This is a genomic window from Micromonospora sp. HM134 (assembly GCF_007833915.1).
Classification (GTDB): domain Bacteria; phylum Actinomycetota; class Actinomycetes; order Mycobacteriales; family Micromonosporaceae; genus Micromonospora; species Micromonospora wenchangensis.
On sequence record NZ_CP041061.1, the window covers coordinates 2,536,427 to 2,555,751 of the forward strand.

15 protein-coding genes are annotated in these 19,325 nt (G+C 74.1%); all 15 read left to right on the plus strand.

Features of this window, described 5'->3' with window-relative positions:
* Nucleotides 1-95 precede the first annotated feature (95 nt).
* The 15 genes from recN to FJK98_RS11425 all read left to right on the plus strand — a co-directional run bounded on the left by recN (nucleotide 96) and on the right by FJK98_RS11425 (nucleotide 19,254).
* Nucleotides 96-1,853: a DNA repair protein RecN gene (gene recN, locus FJK98_RS11355; RefSeq protein ID WP_145918985.1), complete on the plus strand. Its 1,758-nt coding sequence runs from the start codon at nucleotides 96-98 to the stop codon at nucleotides 1,851-1,853.
* Between the two features lie 119 nt (nucleotides 1,854-1,972).
* Nucleotides 1,973-3,151 (plus strand): putative cytokinetic ring protein SteA, encoded by a 1,179-nt coding sequence (gene steA, locus FJK98_RS11360; RefSeq protein WP_145918986.1) that lies wholly within the window; start codon nucleotides 1,973-1,975, stop codon nucleotides 3,149-3,151.
* 27 nt (nucleotides 3,152-3,178) lie between these two features.
* Complete coding sequence (locus tag FJK98_RS11365; RefSeq protein ID WP_145918987.1) at nucleotides 3,179-4,114, plus strand: copper transporter; 936 nt, start codon at nucleotides 3,179-3,181, stop codon at nucleotides 4,112-4,114.
* A 58-nt stretch (nucleotides 4,115-4,172) separates the two neighbouring features.
* Nucleotides 4,173-5,039, plus strand: a complete 867-nt coding sequence (locus FJK98_RS11370; protein ID WP_145918988.1) for a hypothetical protein — start codon at nucleotides 4,173-4,175, stop codon at nucleotides 5,037-5,039.
* A 1-nt stretch (nucleotide 5,040) separates the two neighbouring features.
* A complete protein-coding gene (gene murJ / locus FJK98_RS11375; RefSeq protein WP_145918989.1) occupies nucleotides 5,041-6,711 on the plus strand; it encodes a murein biosynthesis integral membrane protein MurJ in 1,671 nt (556 codons plus the stop codon).
* A complete protein-coding gene (locus tag FJK98_RS11380; protein WP_145918990.1) occupies nucleotides 6,708-7,883 on the plus strand; it encodes a glycosyltransferase family 4 protein in 1,176 nt (391 codons plus the stop codon). The genes murJ and FJK98_RS11380 overlap by 4 nt, the downstream gene beginning before the upstream one ends.
* Nucleotides 7,883-10,279, plus strand: coding sequence for a hypothetical protein (locus FJK98_RS11385; protein ID WP_145918991.1), 2,397 nt, complete (start codon nucleotides 7,883-7,885; stop codon nucleotides 10,277-10,279). Before FJK98_RS11380 ends, FJK98_RS11385 begins: the two co-directional genes overlap by 1 nt.
* 125 nt (nucleotides 10,280-10,404) lie before the next feature.
* A complete protein-coding gene (locus FJK98_RS11390; RefSeq protein WP_145918992.1) occupies nucleotides 10,405-12,186 on the plus strand; it encodes a CTP synthase in 1,782 nt (593 codons plus the stop codon).
* Nucleotides 12,183-12,788 carry an NUDIX domain-containing protein gene (locus tag FJK98_RS11395; RefSeq protein ID WP_145918993.1) on the plus strand — a complete coding sequence of 202 codons (606 nt, stop codon included), beginning with the start codon at nucleotides 12,183-12,185 and terminating at the stop codon, nucleotides 12,786-12,788. Before FJK98_RS11390 ends, FJK98_RS11395 begins: the two co-directional genes overlap by 4 nt.
* A 340-nt stretch (nucleotides 12,789-13,128) precedes the next feature.
* Nucleotides 13,129-14,244 (plus strand): alanine dehydrogenase, encoded by a 1,116-nt coding sequence (gene ald, locus FJK98_RS11400; RefSeq protein WP_145918994.1) that lies wholly within the window; start codon nucleotides 13,129-13,131, stop codon nucleotides 14,242-14,244.
* 59 nt (nucleotides 14,245-14,303) lie between these two features.
* Complete coding sequence (locus FJK98_RS11405) at nucleotides 14,304-15,314, plus strand: site-specific tyrosine recombinase XerD (RefSeq protein WP_145918995.1); 1,011 nt, start codon at nucleotides 14,304-14,306, stop codon at nucleotides 15,312-15,314.
* Nucleotides 15,315-15,485: 171 nt separating this feature from the next.
* Nucleotides 15,486-16,409 (plus strand): ParA family protein, encoded by a 924-nt coding sequence (locus FJK98_RS11410; protein ID WP_088644512.1) that lies wholly within the window; start codon nucleotides 15,486-15,488, stop codon nucleotides 16,407-16,409.
* 65 nt (nucleotides 16,410-16,474) lie between these two features.
* On the plus strand, nucleotides 16,475-17,509 hold the full coding sequence (locus FJK98_RS11415) for a ScpA family protein (protein ID WP_145918996.1): 1,035 nt from the start codon (nucleotides 16,475-16,477) through the stop codon (nucleotides 17,507-17,509).
* 4 nt (nucleotides 17,510-17,513) lie between these two features.
* Nucleotides 17,514-18,497, plus strand: coding sequence for an SMC-Scp complex subunit ScpB (scpB, locus tag FJK98_RS11420; RefSeq protein ID WP_145918997.1), 984 nt, complete (start codon nucleotides 17,514-17,516; stop codon nucleotides 18,495-18,497).
* Complete coding sequence (locus tag FJK98_RS11425) at nucleotides 18,484-19,254, plus strand: pseudouridine synthase (RefSeq protein ID WP_088644511.1); 771 nt, start codon at nucleotides 18,484-18,486, stop codon at nucleotides 19,252-19,254. Before scpB ends, FJK98_RS11425 begins: the two co-directional genes overlap by 14 nt.
* Nucleotides 19,255-19,325: the final 71 nt, after the last annotated feature.

The following is a 19,325-nucleotide window of genomic DNA, read 5'->3' on the forward strand; positions in this document are numbered from 1 at the left end:
CTGTGCCGGTGGCCGGCCGGTGGAGGATTTCCTGCCGGTGCGGTGCCCCGTGCCGGCTGGTCAACTGTCGCAGCACGCGTCTACTGTCGGGTGCTGTGCTGGAAGAGCTGCGGATCACCGGACTGGGCGTCATCGAGGACACCACCCTGCCGCTGGCCGGCGGGATGAACGTCATCACCGGTGAGACCGGTGCCGGCAAGACGATGGTGGTGACCGGTCTCGGCCTGCTGTTCGGCGGGCGGGCCGACGCGGGTCGGGTGCGGGCCGCGCCGGGCCGGGCGACGGTGGAGGGGCGGTTGCGGCTCGACGGCCGGGTGGCCGACGTGGTGCACGCCCGGATCGTCGACGCCGGTGGCGGGCCCGACGACGACGGTTCGCTGCTGATGAGCCGGACGGTGACGGTGGAGGGGCGGTCCCGGGCGCACCTGGGTGGCCGGAGCATGCCGGTGTCGATGCTCGGCGAGGTCGGCGAGCAGGTGGTGGCGGTGCACGGCCAGTCCGACCAGCTGCGGCTGCTGCGGCCGGCCGAGCAGCGGGCGGCCCTGGACCGGTTCGCCGGCCCCGAGCACGAGAAGCTGGTCGAGGCCCTGCGGGAGGCGTACGGGCGGTGGCGGCAGGTGGTCGACGACCTGGCCGACCGGCGCAGCAACGCCCGGGCCCGGCACCAGGAGGCCGATCTGCTGCGGCTGGGGCTGGACGAGATCACCCGGGTCGATCCGCAGCCGGGTGAGGACGACGAGTTGAAGGCCGAGGCGCAGCGGCTGGAGCATGCCGAGGGGTTGCGGACGGCGGCGCAGTTGGCGCACCTGTGCGTGGCCGGTGGGGTGGAGGCGGCCGACGACACGCCGGATGCGACGGCGTTGCTCGGTACCGCCCGGCGGACCCTGGAGGCGCAGGCCGGCACCGATCCGGCGCTTGGTGAGTTGGCCGGCCGGTTGGAGGAGGCGGCGACCCTGGTGGCGGACGTGTCGGCGGAGTTGTCGACGTATCTGGCGGCGTTGGACGCCGACCCGGCCCGGTTGCAGACGATCTACGAGCGGCGGGCCGCGTTGCGGGCGTTGACCCGCAAGTACGCCGACGACGTCGACGGGGTGATCGCGTGGGCGGAGCGGGCCCGGACCCGGTTGTCCGACCTGGACACCTCCGACGAGCTGCTCGACGAGTTGGACCGGGAGGCGCAGCGGCTGGCCGGTGAGGTGGCCGAGCTGGCGGGGCGGTTGTCGGCGTCCCGGCAGGAGGCGGCGGTGCGGTTCGCCGAGCAGGTCACGGTGGAGCTGGCGGGGTTGGCGATGCCGCACGCGCGGATCGAGGTGGCGGTGCTGCCCCGGCCGGGTGGGCGGTCGGAGCCGACGTTGCCGGTCAACGGGGTGCAGTGCGGGGTCGGCCCGGACGGTGCCGACGAGGTGGAGTTGCGGTTGCTGGCGCATCCGGGTGCGCCGTCGTTGCCGTTGCAGCGGGGTGCCTCCGGGGGTGAGCTGTCCCGGGTGATGCTCGCCATCGAGGTGGTGTTCGCCGGTTCGGGTGGTCCGCCGACGTTGGTGTTCGACGAGGTCGACGCGGGTGTGGGTGGGCAGGCGGCGGTGGAGATCGGTCGGCGGTTGGCCCGGTTGGCGCGCAGTCACCAGGTGTTGGTGGTGACGCACCTGCCGCAGGTGGCGGCGTTCGCCGACCGGCACCTGGTGGTGGCGAAGGACACCGGGGGTGCGGTGACGACCAGTGGGGTGCGGGTGGTGGAGGACACGGAGCGGGCCCGGGAGCTGGCGCGGATGCTTGCGGGTTTGCCGGATTCGGATCTGGGTATCGCGCATGCCGAGGAGCTGCTGGCCGTTGCGGCGAAGGAAAGGCGGCCCTGAGGGCAACGATTGTGAGCGGAGGCACACCGGCCTGCGCTCTGGTGTGCTTCCCTGGGTAGGCGGCCCTGCTCAGGCATGTCGCGACGGAAATGCCTGCCTCCCATGCCAGGATGGTCACGATGCGTCTACCCACGTTGCGCCGGGCCCGGAACGCGGAACCGGACTCAGTTCTCGGCACCGCACGTCTGGATCGCCGTACCAAGCGGCTGGTCGGCCGGCTCCGCCCCGGCGACATCGCGGTGATCGACCACGTCGACCTGGACCGGGTGGCGGCCGATTCGCTGGTCGCGGTCGGGGTCGCGGCGGTGCTCAACGCCAAGCCGTCGGTGTCGGGCCGGTATCCCAACCTCGGGCCGGAGGTGTTGATCGGTGCCGGCATCGTGCTGCTGGACGACCTCGGTGAGGGGGTGTTCGAGCGGATCCGGGAGGGTGACACCGTCCGGATCGAGGGCAACACCGTCTTCCTGGGTGACGATCCGGTCGCGCACGGTGATCTCCAGGATGCCGAGACGGTCGCCAAGGCGATGTCCGACGCCCGGGAGGGTCTGTCGGTGCAGTTGGAGGCGTTCGCCGCCAACACGATGGACTACCTGCGTCAGGAGCGGGACCTGCTGCTCGACGGGGTGGGTGTGCCGGAGATCCAGACGCCGGTGCAGGGGCGGCACTGCCTGATCGTGGTCCGGGGTTACGACTACAAGGCCGACCTGGACGTGTTGCGTCCGTACATCCGCGAGTTCAAGCCGGTGCTGATCGGCGTGGACGGCGGGGCGGACGCGCTGGTCGAGGCGGGGTACACCCCCGACATGATCATCGGGGACATGGATTCGGTCACCGACGACGTGTTGCGGTGCGGTGCCGAGGTGATCGTGCACGCCTACCCGGACGGCCGGGCGCCGGGTCTGGCCCGGGTCAACGGGCTCGGGGTGCCGGCGATCACCTTCCCGGCCGCCGCGACCAGCGAGGACCTGGCGATGCTGCTGGCCGACGAGAAGGGCGCCTCGCTGCTGGTCGCGGTGGGCACCCACGCCACGCTCGTGGAGTTCCTGGACAAGGGGCGCGGGGGGATGGCCTCGACGTTCCTCACCCGGTTGAAGGTCGGCGGGAAGCTCGTCGACGCCAAGGGGGTGAGCCGGCTGTACCGGCAGAGCATCTCCGGGTCGTCGCTGTTGCTGCTGGTCCTGTCGGCGATCGCCGCGATGGCGTCGGCCGTGGCGGTCTCCACCGTCGGCAAGGCGTATTTGGGTGTGGTCTCCGAGTGGTGGGACAATTTCGTGTTCCAGCTCGGCCAGCTCTTCTAGCTCCCGACCGATCAAGAGGCTGCAAGCGTGATCAACTTCCGGTACCACGTGGTGTCCCTGACCGCGGTCTTCCTGGCGTTGGCGATCGGCCTGGTGGTCGGCACGGCCGCCCTCAACGGGCCGGTCGCCGACTCGCTCAAGGAGACCGTCAACTCGCTGCGCAAGGACAACCAGCAGATGCGGCAGTCGGTCAACAGCCTCCAGAAGGAACTGGACATGGAGGAGGACTTCGCCGCCGAGATCGCGCAGATCATGCTCCCGGGCAAGTTGACCGGCAAGCGGGTCATGGTGCTCAGCCTGCCGACCGGGCGGGAGCACACCGAGGGCGTGCTGAAGATGCTCCAGACCGCCGGGGCCACCGTGACCGGCCGGGTCGACATCCAGGACAAGTTCGTCAACCCGGACAACAACACCAGCCTGATGGAGTTGGCCGTCACCGCCGCCCGGCCCACCGCCCCCGCCTCGGCGCTGCCCGGCAACGGCAACGGCGTGGAGACGTCCAGCGCCCTGCTGGCCAGCGTCCTGCTCGACCGGCCGCAGGGCACCCCGCCGGTGACCGACGCCGACCGGCGGGCGGTGCTGGCCGCGTACGTCAACGCCGGCTATCTGACCAGCGAGGAGAAGGTCACCGGCCCAGCCGAGGCGGTGGTGGTGGTCAGCGGGCAGCCGTACGTCGACAAGGACTCGGCGAAGAAGGACGAGTCGGTGGTGAAGATCGCCGAGCAGTTCGACCGGACCGGCGCGATCGTCGTCGGCGGCAACGGTTCCGCCGGCGGCAACCTGGTGGCCGTGGTCCGGGGCGACCCGGTGCTCGCCCAGACCATCTCCACCGTCGACAACGCCAACACCGTGCAGGGGCAGCTGGTCACCAGCCTGGCCCTGGTGCAACAGCTCACCGAGAAGCGGACGGGTCAGTACGGCGTCGGCGACAACGCCACGTTGGTGCCTAGACTGCCCCAGTGAACGAACCACGTACCCCGGTGACCGGTTACCACCCGTCCGCGCCGTCCGGCGGTGCCGCATGAGCGGGATCGGGCGGCTGCTCGCCGCCGCCGCCGGTGCCGCCGCCGCCCGGTACGCGCTGCGGGAGGCCCGTACCTCCCCGGCGGCGCCGGCGTTGGAGCGGACCAACTTCCGTGGCCGTACCGTCAGCCTCGCCGCCGGGCCGGCGCTGGCCGTCGGGGCGTCCGGCGCGGGCGCGCTCGGCGCGGCCAGTGTCCCGGCCGGCGCGGCGGTGCTCGTCGCCGGTCTCGGCGCGGGCGCCGTCGGCCTCTACGACGACGTGGTCGGCGCCCGTCCGGAGCAGAAGGCCGCCAAGGGTTTCGCCGGTCACCTCGCCGCCCTGCGGGCCGGGCGGGTCACCGCCGGCATGGTCAAGGTCGCCGGGGTGGGTGCGGCCGGGCTCGCCGCGGCCGTGTTGCTCGCCGCCGACCCGAAGGTCGCCGCGCACCCCCGCCGGCAGCGCCACGGAGCGCTCGGCCGCACCGCCGACGTGCTGCTCGGCGCGGGTGTGGTCGCCGGCACCGCCAACCTGCTCAACCTGCTCGACCTGCGCCCCGGCCGGGCGTTGAAGTCGGGGGTGCTGCTCGGTGTGCCGTTGGCCGGTGGCCCGCACGCCGGTATCGCCGCCGGTGCGGTCGGTGCCGCCGCCGGGCTGCTCGACGAGGACCTCGGCGAACGGGTGATGATCGGCGACAGCGGGGCCAACGCGCTCGGCGCGCTGCTCGGGGTGGCCCTGGCCGCCCGCACCGGCCCCCTCGGCCGGGCCGGGCTGCTCGCGGTGCTCGCCGGGCTCACCGCGGCCAGCGAGAAGGTCAGCTTCACGGCGGTCATCCAGCGCACCCCGGTGCTGCGGGAACTCGACGCGCTGGGCCGGCGATCCGACTGACGTGACCAGACCGGCCCCCCTCGCCGGCACCGGTCGGGTGGCCGGCGCCGCCGCCCTGATCGCCGTGCTCACCGTCCTGGCCCGGCTGGCCGGGTTCGGCCGGACCGCCGTGTTCACCTGGGTCGTCGAACGCAGCGACCTCGGCGGCATGTACGTCATCGCCAACACCGTGCCGAACATCATCTTCGAGATCGTCGCCGGCGGGGCGTTGGCCAGTCTCGTCGTACCGCTGCTGGCCGGGCCGGTCGCGGCCGGTGACCGGCGGGCGGTGGCCGCGACCACCGGGGCGTTGCTGACCTGGACGGTGACCCTGCTGGTGCCGCTGGCGGCGCTGGTGGCGGTGTTCGCCGACCCGATCGTGGCGGCGATCTCCGACGGGCGGTCCCCGGCGGAACTGGCCGCCGGGGCGCGGATGCTGCGGGTGTTCGCCCCGCAACTGCCGCTCTACGGCATCGGGATCGTGCTCACCGGGGTGCTCCAGGCGCACCGCCGGTTCGCCTGGCCGGTCGTCGCGCCGCTGCTGTCCAGCCTCACCGTCGTGGTGGTCTACCTCGTCTTCGGCGTCACCCAGGGGCGGGACGCGAGCATCGCACAGGTGAGCCGGGGCGGTGAGCTGATCCTCTCCGGCGGCACCACCCTCGGGGTGGTGGTGCTGTCGCTGTCGCTGCTGGTTCCGCTGCGGCGGCTCGGGCTGACCTGGCGGCCCGGCTACACGTTCCCCGCCGACGCGCGGGCCCGCGTCGGTGGGCTCGCCGTCGCCGGGGCGGTCACCGTCACCGCCCAACAACTCGCCCTGGTGGTCATCCTCAACCGGGTCTCCGGCGGCCCGACCGGCTCCCCGCAGGTGTACAACCTGGCCCAGACCGTCTACCTGCTGCCGTGGGCGGTGCTCGCGGTGCCGCTGGCGGTCGCCGCGTACCCGGGCCTGTCGGCCGCCGCCGCGTCCGGCGACGAGCAGGGCTACCGCAGCACGGTCGCCTCGACCACCCGGGGAGTGCTGCTGTTCGGCTTCCTCGGCGCGGCGGCGCTGATCGGCACCGCCGAACCGGTCGGCCGGTTCTTCCCGCTCGGCGCGGAGCCGACCGCCGCCGCGATCGCCGGGTTCGCCCCCGGACTGGTCGGCTACGGCCTGTTCGCCGTGCTGTCGCGGGCCCTCTACGCCCGGGGCGCCACCCGCGCCGCCACCGCCGCCATCACCACCGGCTGGCTGGTGGTGCCGCTGGTCGCGCTGCCGCTTTCGGCGCTGCTGCCGCGCGCCGACCGGGTGCTGGCCGTCACCCTGGCCAACTCCGTCGGCATGCTGCTGCTCGGGGCGCTGCTGGTCGTCGCCGTACGCCGCAGCGCCGGGCCGGCGGCGCTGGCCGGTACCGGCCGGGCCGCCACCGCCGGCCTGCTGGCGGCGCTGGTCGCCGCCCCGGCCGGGGGGCTCACCGCCCGGCTGGCCGCCGGTGGCGGCACCCCGACGACAACCGGGGCACTCGTGCAGGGCATGCTGTCCGGGGCCGTGGTCGGCGTGCTGTTCCTCGCCGTCGCCTGGCTGGTGGACCGGCGGGACGTCGGGCCGCTGCTCACCGGCGTACGGCGTCGGCTGGGTGGCCGGCGACCGGCGGGTGACCCGCAGGACGGCGTTGCGCGCGACGCCGGTGACGGGAAGGAGACCCTCTCCCCATGACCGACGCGACGTCCGCCCCCGACGCCCGGGGCACGGTGGTGCTGCTGCTCGCCTCCAGCACCGGCGGGGTGGGCCAGCACGTCCGGTCGGTGGCGCGCGGGCTCGTCGAGGCCGGCCAGCCGGTGCTGGTCTGCGGCCCGGCCGCCACCGCCGAACAGTTCGACTTCACCGCCACCGGGGCCCGCTTCACCCCGGTGGAGATCTCGGCCAACCCCACCCCCGCCGACGCGCGGGCGGTCACCGCGCTGCGCCGGGCGCTGGCCGGCACGCCCGTGCGGGTGGTGCACGCCCACGGGCTGCGCGCCGGGCTGGTCGCCGCGCTCGCCCGGCCCGCCGCGCCGCTCGTGGTCACCTGGCACAACGCGGTGCTCGCCGGGGGGCTGCGCGGGCGGCTGTCCCGGCTCGCCGAACGGGTCGTCGCCCGGTCCGCCCGGGTCGCCCTGGGCGCCTCCGCCGACCTGGTGCAGCGGGCCGCCGCGCTGGGCGCCACCGACGCCCGGCTCGCCCCGGTCGCCGCCCCGGCCCTGCCCGCCCCGCGTCGGCGTCGCGTCGCCGTACGCGCCGAGTTCGGTGTCGCCGCCGGGCAGCCGCTGGTGCTCTCCGTCGGCCGGCTGCACCCGCAGAAACGCTACGACGTGCTCGTCGACGCCGCCGCCCGGTGGCGTACCCGCACCCCGCCGCCGGTGGTGGTGATCGCCGGTAGTGGCCCCGCCTACCTGCCGTTGGCGGCCCGGATCTCCGCCGAGCGTGCCCCGGTGACGCTGCTCGGGCACCGTACCGACGTGGCGGACCTGCTCGCCGGGGCCGACCTGGCGGTGGTGACCAGCGACTGGGAGGCCCGGCAACTGTTCGCCCAGGAGGCGCTGCGCGCCGGCGTACCGCTGGTGGCGACCGCCGTCGGTGGGCTGCCCGAGCTGGTCGGTGACGGCGCGTTGCTGGTCCCGGCCGGTGACGTCGACGCGGTCGACGCGGCCGTCCGGTCGCTGCTGGACGACCCGAGCCTGCGCGCGGACCTGGCGAAGCGGGGTGCCGCCCGGGCCGCCGCGTGGCCCACCGAGGCCGACACCGTCGCCGCGCTGCGGGCCCTCTACACCGAGCTGGACGCCGGCCCGGCCGGCCGTGCCGGGGCTTCCGCCCCCGGCACCGACACCCCCTCGACGGGACGCGCCTGATGCTGCGCCGATTCACCCCGGTCCTGCTCACCCTGGTCGTGGTGGCGCTCGGGGTCACCGCCCTGGCCGCCCGCCCCGACAGCAGCCCACCCCGGCGCACCGCCGACTACGTGGTGCTGGCCGGGGTGGCGGGGCTGCGCTGGTCCGACGTCGACCCGCAGAGCACCCCGACGCTGTGGCGGATGGCCCAGCAGGGTTCCATCGGTTCGTTGTCGACCCGTTCCGCGCACCGCCCGACGTGCCCGGTGGACGGCTGGCTCACCCTCGGCGCGGGCAGCTACGCGGGCTGGAACGGCAGCCGTCAGCCGGGCGGGTGCCCGCCGGCGGCGGTGACGGTGGAGCAGCCCGACGGGATCGGCGCCAACCTGCCCGACCAGGAACGGGTGGTCGCCTACAACGCCGACCGGCAGCCCTGGGGCACGGTGCCCGGTTCGCTGTCGGAGTCGGTGCGCTGCTCGGTGGCGGTCGGCCCCGGTGCGGCCGTCGCCGCCGCCCGACCCTTCGGCCGCGTCGACCGGTACGCCCCGGCGTTGCCGGCCGATCCGGCCGGGTTGCTCGGTTCGTGTGTGCTGAGCATCGTCGACCTGGGCACGGTCAGCGGCACCGACCCGGCCGACCGGCGGGCCGACGCCCGGCGGGCCGACGAGGCGTTGGCGAAGGTGCTGGCGGCCCGGCCGCAACGGTCCCTGGTGCTGGTCGCCGGGGTGTCCGACACGGAGGCGCCGGCCCGGCTGCACGTGGTCGTCGCCGACGGGCCGGGGTGGGAGCACGGTTGGCTCACCTCCGCGAGCACCGGTCGGGAGGGGTACCTGCAACTGGTCGACCTCGCGCCGACGGCGTTGACGGCGCTGGGCCGGCCGATGCCCGAGCGGCTCTTCCTGGGCCGGTCGGCGGTGAAGGTGGAGGGTCGCCCGGACGACCTGGCCAGTGCCATCGCCGCGCCGGCCGACGCCGACCGGGAGGCCGCCGCCCAGCGGGCCGTTGCCGGCTGGTTCTTCGGGCTGCTCGCCGCCGCCCAGATCATCCTGGCCGTCGCGGTGCTGCCGCTGCTGCGTCGGGCGCGGCGGCTGGCCGGCCCGCACAGCCGGCCGCCGGTGTCGCCGCGGATCGTGGCGACCGTGGAGCTGCTGCTGATCGCCGTCGCGTTGGCGGTGCCCGCGGCCCTGCTCGCCGACGCGGTGCCGTGGTGGCGGGGTGGGCACGCCGGCGTCTACTTCGCCGGGGTGACGGTCGCGTTGATCGTCGGCGCGACGGCCCTGGTCCGGTTCACCCCCGGCCACGACCGCACCCTCGGCCCGCTCGGCGCGGTCGCCGGCCTGGCCACCCTGGTGGTCGGCGCGGACGTGCTCAGCGGGGCCCGGTTGCAGCTCAACGGGGTGGTCGGCTACTCGGCCCTGGAGGGTGGCCGGTTCTCCGGCCTCGGCACGGTGGGCCTGGGCGTGTTCCTCGCCGGTTCGCTGCTCTGCGCCGGGTGGCTGGCGCAGCGGGTCCGCCGGCAGTGGCGGCCGATGGTGGTGGTGGCGGTCGGCGGGTTGGCCGTGGTGGTGGTCGGTAGCCCCTATCTGGGGGCCGACTCGATCGGTGCGATCGCGTTGACCGCCGGGGTGGCGGTGGCCGCCGCGATCAGCACCGGCGGCTGGTTGACGGTCAGCCGGCTGGTCTGGGCGACCATGGCCGGGTTGGCGTTGACCATCGGGTTCGCCGTGGTGGACCTGCGTCGGCCGGTGGAGGAGCGGGGGGCGTTGGGCCGGTTCCTGACCGCACTGGGGGAGGGTACCGGCGGGTTGACCGTGCACCGGTCCAGCACGGCGAACTTCCAGACGTTGGTGAACAGCCCGTTGACGGTGCTGGCGGTGGTCGGTGTGCTGCTGGTGTGGTTCGCGCTGCTGCAACCCTGGGGTGGGCTGATGCGGCTGTTCGGCATCTACCCGGCGATCCGGGCGGCGTTCGCCGGCACGGCGCTGGCCGCGGTGATCGCCGGGCTGCTCGGCGGTGCGGCGCTGGACGTGGCCGGGGCGGCCGGGGCGCTGGTGGTGCCGATGGCGGCGCTGGCCTCGCTGCGGGTGCTGGACCACTCCACCGACCGTACCCAGCCGGGTACCGGCCAGCCGCGTCCGGACGGCCCGGGTGGTGGCCCGTCCGGCGGTGACCCCACCGGCGGGCGACCCGACGACGGCGGGGCGGCCCGGGCGGGCGACGGCACCGACGCCACGGCGGCGGCGTCCGACGGTGGCGGGACGGCCGGGCCGGTCGACGGTGGTGCCGGCGGCCCGGACGCCGGGACGCGGCCGGCGGGGCGCAGCGCGACGCGGGTGCCGGTGGCGCGGACCGCCGCGCCGGGGGTGTCGACCGCGACCGGGGCGGCGGCCGGCCGGCCCGGCGTCGGGACCGGATAGCCCGAGGTCGGATGCGACGCCGGGTGGCCCCGGGGGAGGTGTTACCGTGGAATCCCGTGGATCGCGTGATCACTTGATCGGCACGGCGGTTCGCACGACCGCTACGGACGACACGGGAGCAGGCCTTGGCCCCTTCAGCACGGACGACCCGGCACATCTTCGTCACCGGGGGCGTCGCCTCCTCGCTCGGTAAGGGCCTCACCGCCTCCAGTCTCGGCAATCTGCTCACCGCACGCGGGCTGCGGGTGGTCATGCAGAAGCTCGACCCCTACCTCAACGTCGACCCCGGGACGATGAACCCGTTCCAGCACGGCGAGGTGTTCATCACCGAGGACGGCGCGGAGACCGACCTCGACGTCGGGCACTACGAGCGTTTCCTCGACCGGGACCTCTCCGGCAAGGCCAACGTCACCACCGGCCAGATCTACTCCGACGTGATCGCCAAGGAGCGGCGCGGCGAGTACCTGGGCGACACCGTCCAGGTCATCCCGCACATCACCAACGAGATCAAGGCGCGGATCCTCGGCATGGCCGACCCGGACGCCGACGGCCAGATCCCCGACGTGGTGATCACCGAGGTCGGCGGCACCGTCGGCGACATCGAGTCGCTGCCGTTCCTGGAGGCGATCCGGCAGGTGCGCCACGACCTGGGCCGGGACAACTGCTTCTACCTGCACGTGTCGCTGGTGCCCTACCTGGCGCCGTCGGGGGAGCTGAAGACCAAGCCGACCCAGCACTCGGTGGCGCAGCTGCGCAACATCGGCATCCAGCCCGACGCGATCGTGCTGCGCTGCGACCGGGAGATCCCGGAGAAGCTCAAGGAGAAGCTGTCGCTCTACTGCGACGTGGACGCCGAGGCGGTCGTGGCCGCCCCGGACGCGCCGAGCATCTACGACATCCCCAAGGTGCTGCACCGTGAGGGGCTCGACGCGTACGTGGTGCGCCGGCTCGGCCTGTCGTTCCGTGACGTCGACTGGACCCGCTGGGACGACCTGCTGGAGCGGGTGCACCAGCCGCACCACACGGTCACCGTGGCGGTCGTCGGCAAGTACGTCGACCTGCCCGACGCCTACCTGTCGGTCAGTGAGGCGATCCGGGCCGCCGGGTTCGGCCACCGGGCCCGGGTGCAGCTGCGCTGGGTGCCCAGCGACGACTGCGTCACCCCGGCCGGCGCGGCGGCGGCCCTGGCCGGTGCGGACGGCATCGTCATCCCCGGCGGGTTCGGTGTCCGCGGCATCGAGGGCAAGATCGGCACCGCCCGGTACGCCCGGGAGAACGGGGTGCCGTTGCTCGGACTCTGCCTCGGCCTGCAGTGCATGACGATCGAGGTGGCCCGCCACCTGGCCGGCCTGGACGCGGCGAACTCCCTCGAATTCGACGAGGAGGCCAAGCACCCGGTCATCGCCACCATGGCCGACCAGGAGGACATCGTCGCCGGCCGGGGTGACCTGGGTGGCACCATGCGGCTGGGGGCGTACCCGGCGACGCTGGCCGAGGGGTCGATCGTGGCCGAGGCGTACGGCGCCACCGAGATCAGCGAACGGCACCGGCACCGCTATGAGGTGAACAACGCCTACCGGGACCAGCTCACCAAGGCGGGCCTGCACATCTCCGGCACCTCCCCGGACGGCCGGCTGGTCGAGTTCGTGGAGCTGGACCGCAGCCTGCACCCGTTCTTCGTGGCGACCCAGGCGCACCCGGAGCTGAAGAGCCGCCCGACCCGCCCGCACCCGCTGTTCGCCGGGTTCGTCAAGGCGGCCGTGGCGTACTCGCAGGCCGACCAGCTGCCGGTGGACCTCGACCCGGCGCCCGGGGCGGCGACGACCGAGACGGCGAGGAAGGGGACGCAGGCGGCGAGGAACGCGTCCCGCAACGGCGCCCCGGCGACGGCGTCGTCCGCGTCGTGAGCGCCGTCGAGCACCGCTACGAGCTGCGTTCCCGGGTGCAGCGGTACGCCGGGCGGATCTTCACGGTGGTCACCGACGAGGTGACCATGCCCGGTGGGGGCACCGCCACCCGCGACTACGCCCGGCACGTCGGCGCGGTCGCCGTGGTCGCCCTCGACGACGCCGGTCAGGTGGTGCTGGTGCGCCAGTACCGGCAGCCGGTCGGACGGCACCTGTGGGAGCTGCCCGCCGGGCTGATGGACGTCGACGGCGAGGATCTGCCGGTGGCCGCCGCCCGTGAGTTGGCCGAGGAGGCCGACCTGACCGCCGCCCGGTGGGACCTGCTGGTCGACGTGCACACCTCGCCGGGTTTCTCCGACGAGGTGGTCCGGGTGTTCCTCGCCCGCGAGCTGGCCGAGGTGCCCGTCGGGCAGCGGCACGAGCGGCACGACGAGGAGGCCGACCTGCAGGTCGTCCGGATCGACCTGGACGAGGCGGTCGGCATGGCGCTGGCCGGGGAGATCACCAATGGTCCGTGCGTGGCCGGGCTGCTGGCCGCCGCGCGGGCCCGCGACGCCGGCTGGGCGGTGCTGCGCCGCGCCGACACCCCGCTGCACCGCTGATCCGTCCGCCGACAGGGGCCGCCGCGGTACGCCGCGCGGCCCCTGCGTCGTCTGCCCATCCGGCCGGCGCGGTGCGTCACGACGTCGTTGCGGGAGCGTTTCCCGTCCGGCGGTCGGGGCCGCGCGGTGCGACGATGGGTGTGACGCCGAACGGCAGGCCCGCGCGGTACGCCTGACACACCGTCAGGCGCATCGGGCACCGGTTGTCACTGTGCCGCCCGTCGGGGGAGGGTGGCGCGCCTAGACTGCCGCCGGCGGGACCGGTGGACCGCGTCGGCAACGGAGCCGGCGGGGGCGCCGCGCAGTCCGGGGTGCGGCACCCCGGAGAAGGGTGTCTTACGTGAAGGTCGGAATCCCCCGCGAGGTCAAGAACCACGAGTACCGCGTGGCGATCACGCCCGCGGGCGTCAACGAGTTCGTCCGCCACGGTCACCAGGTCTTCGTCGAGGCCGGCGCCGGCGTCGGGTCCAGCCTCACCGACGACGAGTTCACCGCCGCCGGGGCCACCATCCTCGGCACCGCCGACGAGGTGTGGGACACCGCCGAGCTGGTGCTGAAGGTGAAGGAGCCGATCGCCGAGGAGTACCACCGGATGCGCGCCGGGCAGGTGCTCTTCACCTACCTGCACCTGGCCGCGTCCAAGGAGTGCACCGACGCGCTGGTCGACCGGAGGGTCACCGGCATCGCCTACGAGACCGTCGAGCTGCCCGACCGGTCGCTGCCGCTGCTCGCCCCGATGTCCGAGGTGGCCGGTCGGCTCGCCCCGCAGGTCGGCGCGTACCACCTGCAGCGGCAGGGCGGCGGCCGAGGAATTCTGATGGGCGGCGTCTCCGGGGTGTACGCGGCGAAGACCGTCGTCATCGGCGCGGGCGTGTCCGGGATGAACGCCGCCGCGATCGCGCTGGGCCTGCAGGCCGAGGTGCTGCTGCTGGACAAGAACGTGGCCCGGCTGCGGCAGGCCGACGCGATCTACCGGGGCCACCTGCAGACGGTCGCCTCCAACGCGTACGAGATCGAACGGGCGGTGCTCGACGCGGACCTGGTCATCGGCGCGGTCCTCGTGCCGGGCGCGAAGGCCCCGATGCTGATCTCCAACGAGCTGGTGTCCCGGATGAAGCCGGGCAGCGTGCTTGTCGACATCTCCATCGACCAGGGTGGCTGCTTCGAGGACTCCCGCCCCACCACCCACGCCGAGCCGACCTACCAGGTGCACGACTCGATCTTCTACTGCGTGGCGAACATGCCCGGCGCGGTGCCGCACACCAGCACCTACGCGCTGACCAACGTCACCCTCCCGTACGCTCTGGAGCTTGCCAACCAGGGCTGGCGTGACGCGTTGCGCCACGACCCCGCCCTGGCGCTGGGCCTGAACACCCACGACGGGCAGGTCGTCTACGGCCCGGTCGCCGAGGCGCACGGCATGACCACCCTCCCGCTGGACGAGGTGCTGGCCTGACCGGGTGGACGACGCACGCCCCGGCACCCGACGCCGTGCCCCATGCGGCCAGGGACGAGGTGCCGGGGGCGACAGGTGACGGGGCCGGCGGGGAGCCCGCGCCGGCCCTGCGGCGGGCCGTGCGCGGCTACCTCGACCACCTCACCGTCGAGCGGGGACTGTCGGCGAACACCCTCACCTCGTACCGGCGGGACCTGGACCGTTACCTGGACACCCTGGCCGCCGCCGGGGTACGCGACCTGGCCGCCGTCGACGCCGGGCAGGTCGAGGCGCACCTGGCCCGGCTGCGTGCCGGTGACGACGACCATCCGCCGCTGGCGGTGACCTCGGCGGCGCGGGCCGCGTCCGCCGTGCGCGGGCTGCACCGGTTCGCCGTCCGTGAGGGCCTGGCCGGCGACGACCCCAGCCGCGACGTGCGCCCGCCCACCCCGGCCCGGCGGCTGCCCCGGGCGCTGCCGGTCGACGACGTGGTCCGGCTGCTGGAGACCGCCGGCCCGGTCACCGCCACCGGCGACGGGGCGGCCCTGGCCCTGCGCGACCGGGCGCTGCTGGAGTTCCTGTACGGCACCGGCGCGCGGATCTCCGAGGCGGTCGGTGCGGCCGTCGACGACCTGGACGTCGACGAGGGCACCGCCCTGCTGCGCGGCAAGGGCGGCCGGACCCGGCTGGTGCCGATCGGCGGGTACGCCGTCGACGCGCTGCGCGCCTACCTGGTCCGGGCCCGCCCGGCGCTGGTGGCCGCAGGGCGGGGCACCCCGACGGTCTTCGTCAACGCCCGGGGCGGGCCGCTGACCCGGCAGGGGGCGTGGACCGTGCTGCGGCGGGCCGCCGGGCGGGCCGGACTGCCGGTGGACGGGCCGCACGCGGTCTCCCCGCACACCCTGCGTCACTGCTACGCCACGCACCTGCTCGACGGCGGCGCGGACGTGCGGGTGGTGCAGGAGTTGCTCGGCCACGCCTCGGTCACCACCACCCAGGTGTACACGTTGGTCACCGTGGACCGGCTCCGCGAGGTGTACGCCACCACCCACCCCCGCGCCCGCGACGCGGACCCCCCGCCGGCCCGCTGACCGGCCGCTATGCCCGACACGCCGGACCGGTGCCGAACGCGCTGGTCGTCGGTGGCGTAGAGTCGGCATCGGCGCGGACCTCCTGGGCGACAACCGGGGTGCGCAGCGGCGCCGCGAAGGACGTCGGACAGTTCCGACGCCGGGTGGTCGTCGGGAGGGGGCAACGAGGACATGGCTGGCAACGGTGACCGTGCCGACGCCTGGACGTCGGAGCTCCGTGAGCAGCAGGCGTCGCTCGGCGCCGACCTGGGCCCGGCCGATCCGGCCGCCTACACGATGCGCAAGCCGATCCCCGAGCCGATGCCCACCGACCGGCACGGCCCGGCGCGGATCATCGCGATGGCCAACCAGAAGGGTGGGGTGGGCAAGACCACCACCACCATCAACCTGGGCGCGGCCCTGGCCGAGTACGGCCGCAAGGTGCTGCTGGTCGACTTCGACCCGCAGGGCGCCCTGTCGGTGGGCCTCGGGGTCAACCCGCACAACCTCGACCTGTCCGTCTACAACCTGCTCATGCAGGACGACGTCATCGCCGAGGACGTCCTGATCAAGACGGACGTGGCCGGCCTGCACCTGCTGCCCGCCAACATCGACCTGTCGGCCGCCGAGATCCAGCTGGTCAACGAGGTCGCCCGGGAGATGGCCCTGGCCCGGGTCCTGCGCACCATCCGCAAGGAGTACGACTACATCCTGATCGACTGCCAGCCCTCGCTGGGTCTGCTGGCGATCAACGCGTTGACCGTCGCGCACGGGGTGCTCATCCCCCTGGAATGCGAGTTCTTCAGCCTGCGCGGGGTGGCGCTGCTGCTGGACACCATCGACAAGGTCCGCGAGCGGCTCAACTTCGACCTGGAGCTCGAGGGCATCCTCGCCACCATGTACGACAGCCGCACCACCCACTGCCGGCAGGTGCTGCAACGGGTGGTCGAGGCGTTCGGCGACAAGGTCTACCAGACCGTCATCACCAAGACGGTCAAGTTCCCCGAGTCCACGGTGGCCGGTGCGCCGATCACCACCCTCGACCCGGCCTCCTCGGGGGCCCGCAACTACCGGCAGTTGGCCCGTGAGGTGATCGCGGCCCAGGCCGACCGGTAGGCCGGGGTGCACGCCGGGGCGTCCCGGACGGCGACGACGTCCGGGACGTGGACTACGGTCGTCCGGTGACCGCGCCGCCGCTGGACCCGCCGACGACCCCGGAGCAGCCGCCCGTGCTGGCCGCCGAGGTCGCCGCCGACGTGGCGACCGACCCGGCGGGGGTGCCGCAGGCCGGGCAGAGCGGCGGCTTCACCGTCCGGCTGGCGAACTTCACCGGCCCGTTCGACCTGCTGCTGCAACTGATCAGCAAACACAAGCTGGACGTCACCGAGGTGGCGTTGCACACCGTCACCGACGAGTTCATCTCCTACATCCGCGCCATGGGCGACGAGTGGGACCTCGACGAGACCAGCGAGTTCCTGCTCATCGCCGCCACCCTGCTCGACCTGAAGGCGGCCCGGCTGCTGCCGTCGGCCGAGGTGGAGGACGAGGAGGACCTCGCCCTGCTGGAGGCGCGGGACCTGCTCTTCGCCCGGCTGTTGCAGTACAAGGCGTACAAGGAGGCGGCGGCGCACATCGCCGAGCTGGAGGCGGTCGGCGGGCGACGGTACCCGCGGGCGGTCACCCTGGAACCCCGCTACGCCGAGGCCCTGCCCGACCTGGTGCTCGGCATCGGCCCGGAACGGCTGCTGAAGCTCGCCGTGCGGGCGATGACCCCGAAACCGGTGCCTGAGGTGTCCATCGCGCACGTGCACCTGGTCCGGGTCAGCGTGCGGGAACACGCGGCGGTCCTCGCCGAGCGGCTACGCCGGGCCGGGATCGCCACCTTCGCCCTGCTCTGCGCCGACTGCGAGATCACCCTGGAGGTGGTGGCCCGCTTCCTGGCCCTGCTGGAGCTGTACCGGGAGGGGCTGGTCGCGTTCGTCCAGGAGGAGGCCCTGGAGGAGCTGACGGTGCGCTGGACCGGCCCCGCCGAGGGCGGTGCCGAGCTGCACGTCGACGAGTACGCCGGAACCCCCGCCGACCCCGACCCGGCCGGTGCCGCGCCCGCCGTGGTGGACCCCGCCCCGGACGCCGCCGACCCGGTGTCCGCCGGCCCGGGGCCTGCCGATCCGGCGTCGGCCGGGACGGTGGACGAGCCCGCATCGATGCAGGAGTGACGTGATGAACGACGAGGAGCGTCGGGACTCGCTGGCCGACCAGGCCGCCGCCTGGATCCCCCCGTGGGAGCGGCCCGCCCCCACGCGGAAGCCGGCTGCCACCCCGGCCGAGCCCGAGGGCGTGGACGCTCCCGGTGTGCCCCCGACGGACACGGTTCCCGGGCCAACGGCAGCGGCCGACCCGGCGGCAGCCGACGCCGAAGTGGCCGACGCTGAGGCATCGGGTGCCGAGACGGTAGACGCCGGGGCGGCAGACGCCGGAACGGTCGCTTTCCAGGGGATCAGTCCCGGTGCGGCCGAGGCCGCAACCGGGGACAGCGGGACGGGCGGCAGCGGTGCCAATCCGGACGCGGCGGGGGAGCGGGGCGCGGCGGGCGTACCGAAGCGGCAGCCGGCCGGGCGACGGCGGGCGACGGTCGCCCCGCCGCCGGCACCCGAACTCGACGAGGCGGAGCTGCGCGGCGCGTTGGAGGCCATCCTGCTGGTGGTCGACGAACCGGTCAGCGAACTGGTGCTGGCGCAGGTGCTGGAGCAGTCCCCGGAGCGGATCGGCCCGGTGCTCGACGACATCGCGGCCGGCTACACCGCCGCCGGGCACGGGTTCGAGCTTCGCCGGGCGGCTGGCGGCTGGCGGCTCTACACCAGGCCGGAATACGCGGCGCACGTGGAACGGTTCGTGCTGGACGGGCAGTCGGTCCGGTTGACCCAGGCCGCCCTGGAGACACTCGCGGTGGTCGCCTACAAGCAGCCGGTGACCCGGGGTCGGGTGTCGGCCATCCGGGGTGTCAACTGCGACGGGGTGCTCCGTACCCTGGTCTCCCGAGGGTTGGTCGAGGAGTGCGGCGCCGAACCGGACAGTGGGGCGTTCCTCTACCGGACCACCACGATGTTCCTGGAGAAGCTGGGCCTGGACTCGGTCGCCGACCTGCCCCCGCTCGCCCCGTTCCTCCCCGACGACGTAGAAGAGCTTGCCGATGCCACGCGATAGCCGTTCCCCCAAGCCCGACGCCCCCGTCTACGAGGGTGCCGAGCGCCTCCAGAAGGTGCTCGCCGCCGCCGGCGTCGGCTCCCGACGCGCCTGCGAGGATCTGATCTTCCGGCGTCGGGTGACCGTGAACGGGCGGGTCGCCCAACTCGGGGACAAGGTCGACCCCGCCACCGCCGTGATCCACGTCGACGGGGAACGCCTCCAGGCCGACAACCGCCTGGTGTACGTGGCGATGAACAAGCCGCGCGGGGTGGTCACCACGATGGCCGACGAGAAGGGCCGCAACGAGCTGGCCGAGTTCATCGGCAACCGGGTCGAGCAGCGGGTCTACCACGTCGGGCGGCTCGACGCCGACAGCGAGGGACTGCTGCTGCTCACCAACGACGGCACCCTGACCCACAAGCTGATGCACCCGTCGTACCAGGTGCTCAAGACCTACCTGGCCGAGGTGGCCGGGCCGATCCCGCGTAACCTCGGCAAGCGGCTGCTGGCCGGCGTCGAGCTGGAGGACGGGCCGGTGAAGGTCGACTCGTTCAAGGTGGTGGACACCCTGGGGCGAACCGCCCAGGTGGAGCTGAGCCTGCACGAGGGGCGCAAACACATCGTCCGGCGGCTGCTGGCCGAGGTCGGGCACCCGGTGTCCCGGCTGGTGCGTACCTCGATCGGGCCGATCAAGCTCGGTGACCTGCGCACCGGGCGGATCCGGCGGCTGACCAACGCGGAGGTCGCCGCCCTGTTCAAGGCCGTGGGTGACTGACCCCGTCGCAGCGGGTACGTGTGCCGGTAGGCTTCCACGCGGCCCGCGGGCCTGTGGTGGCGTGCGCCGCC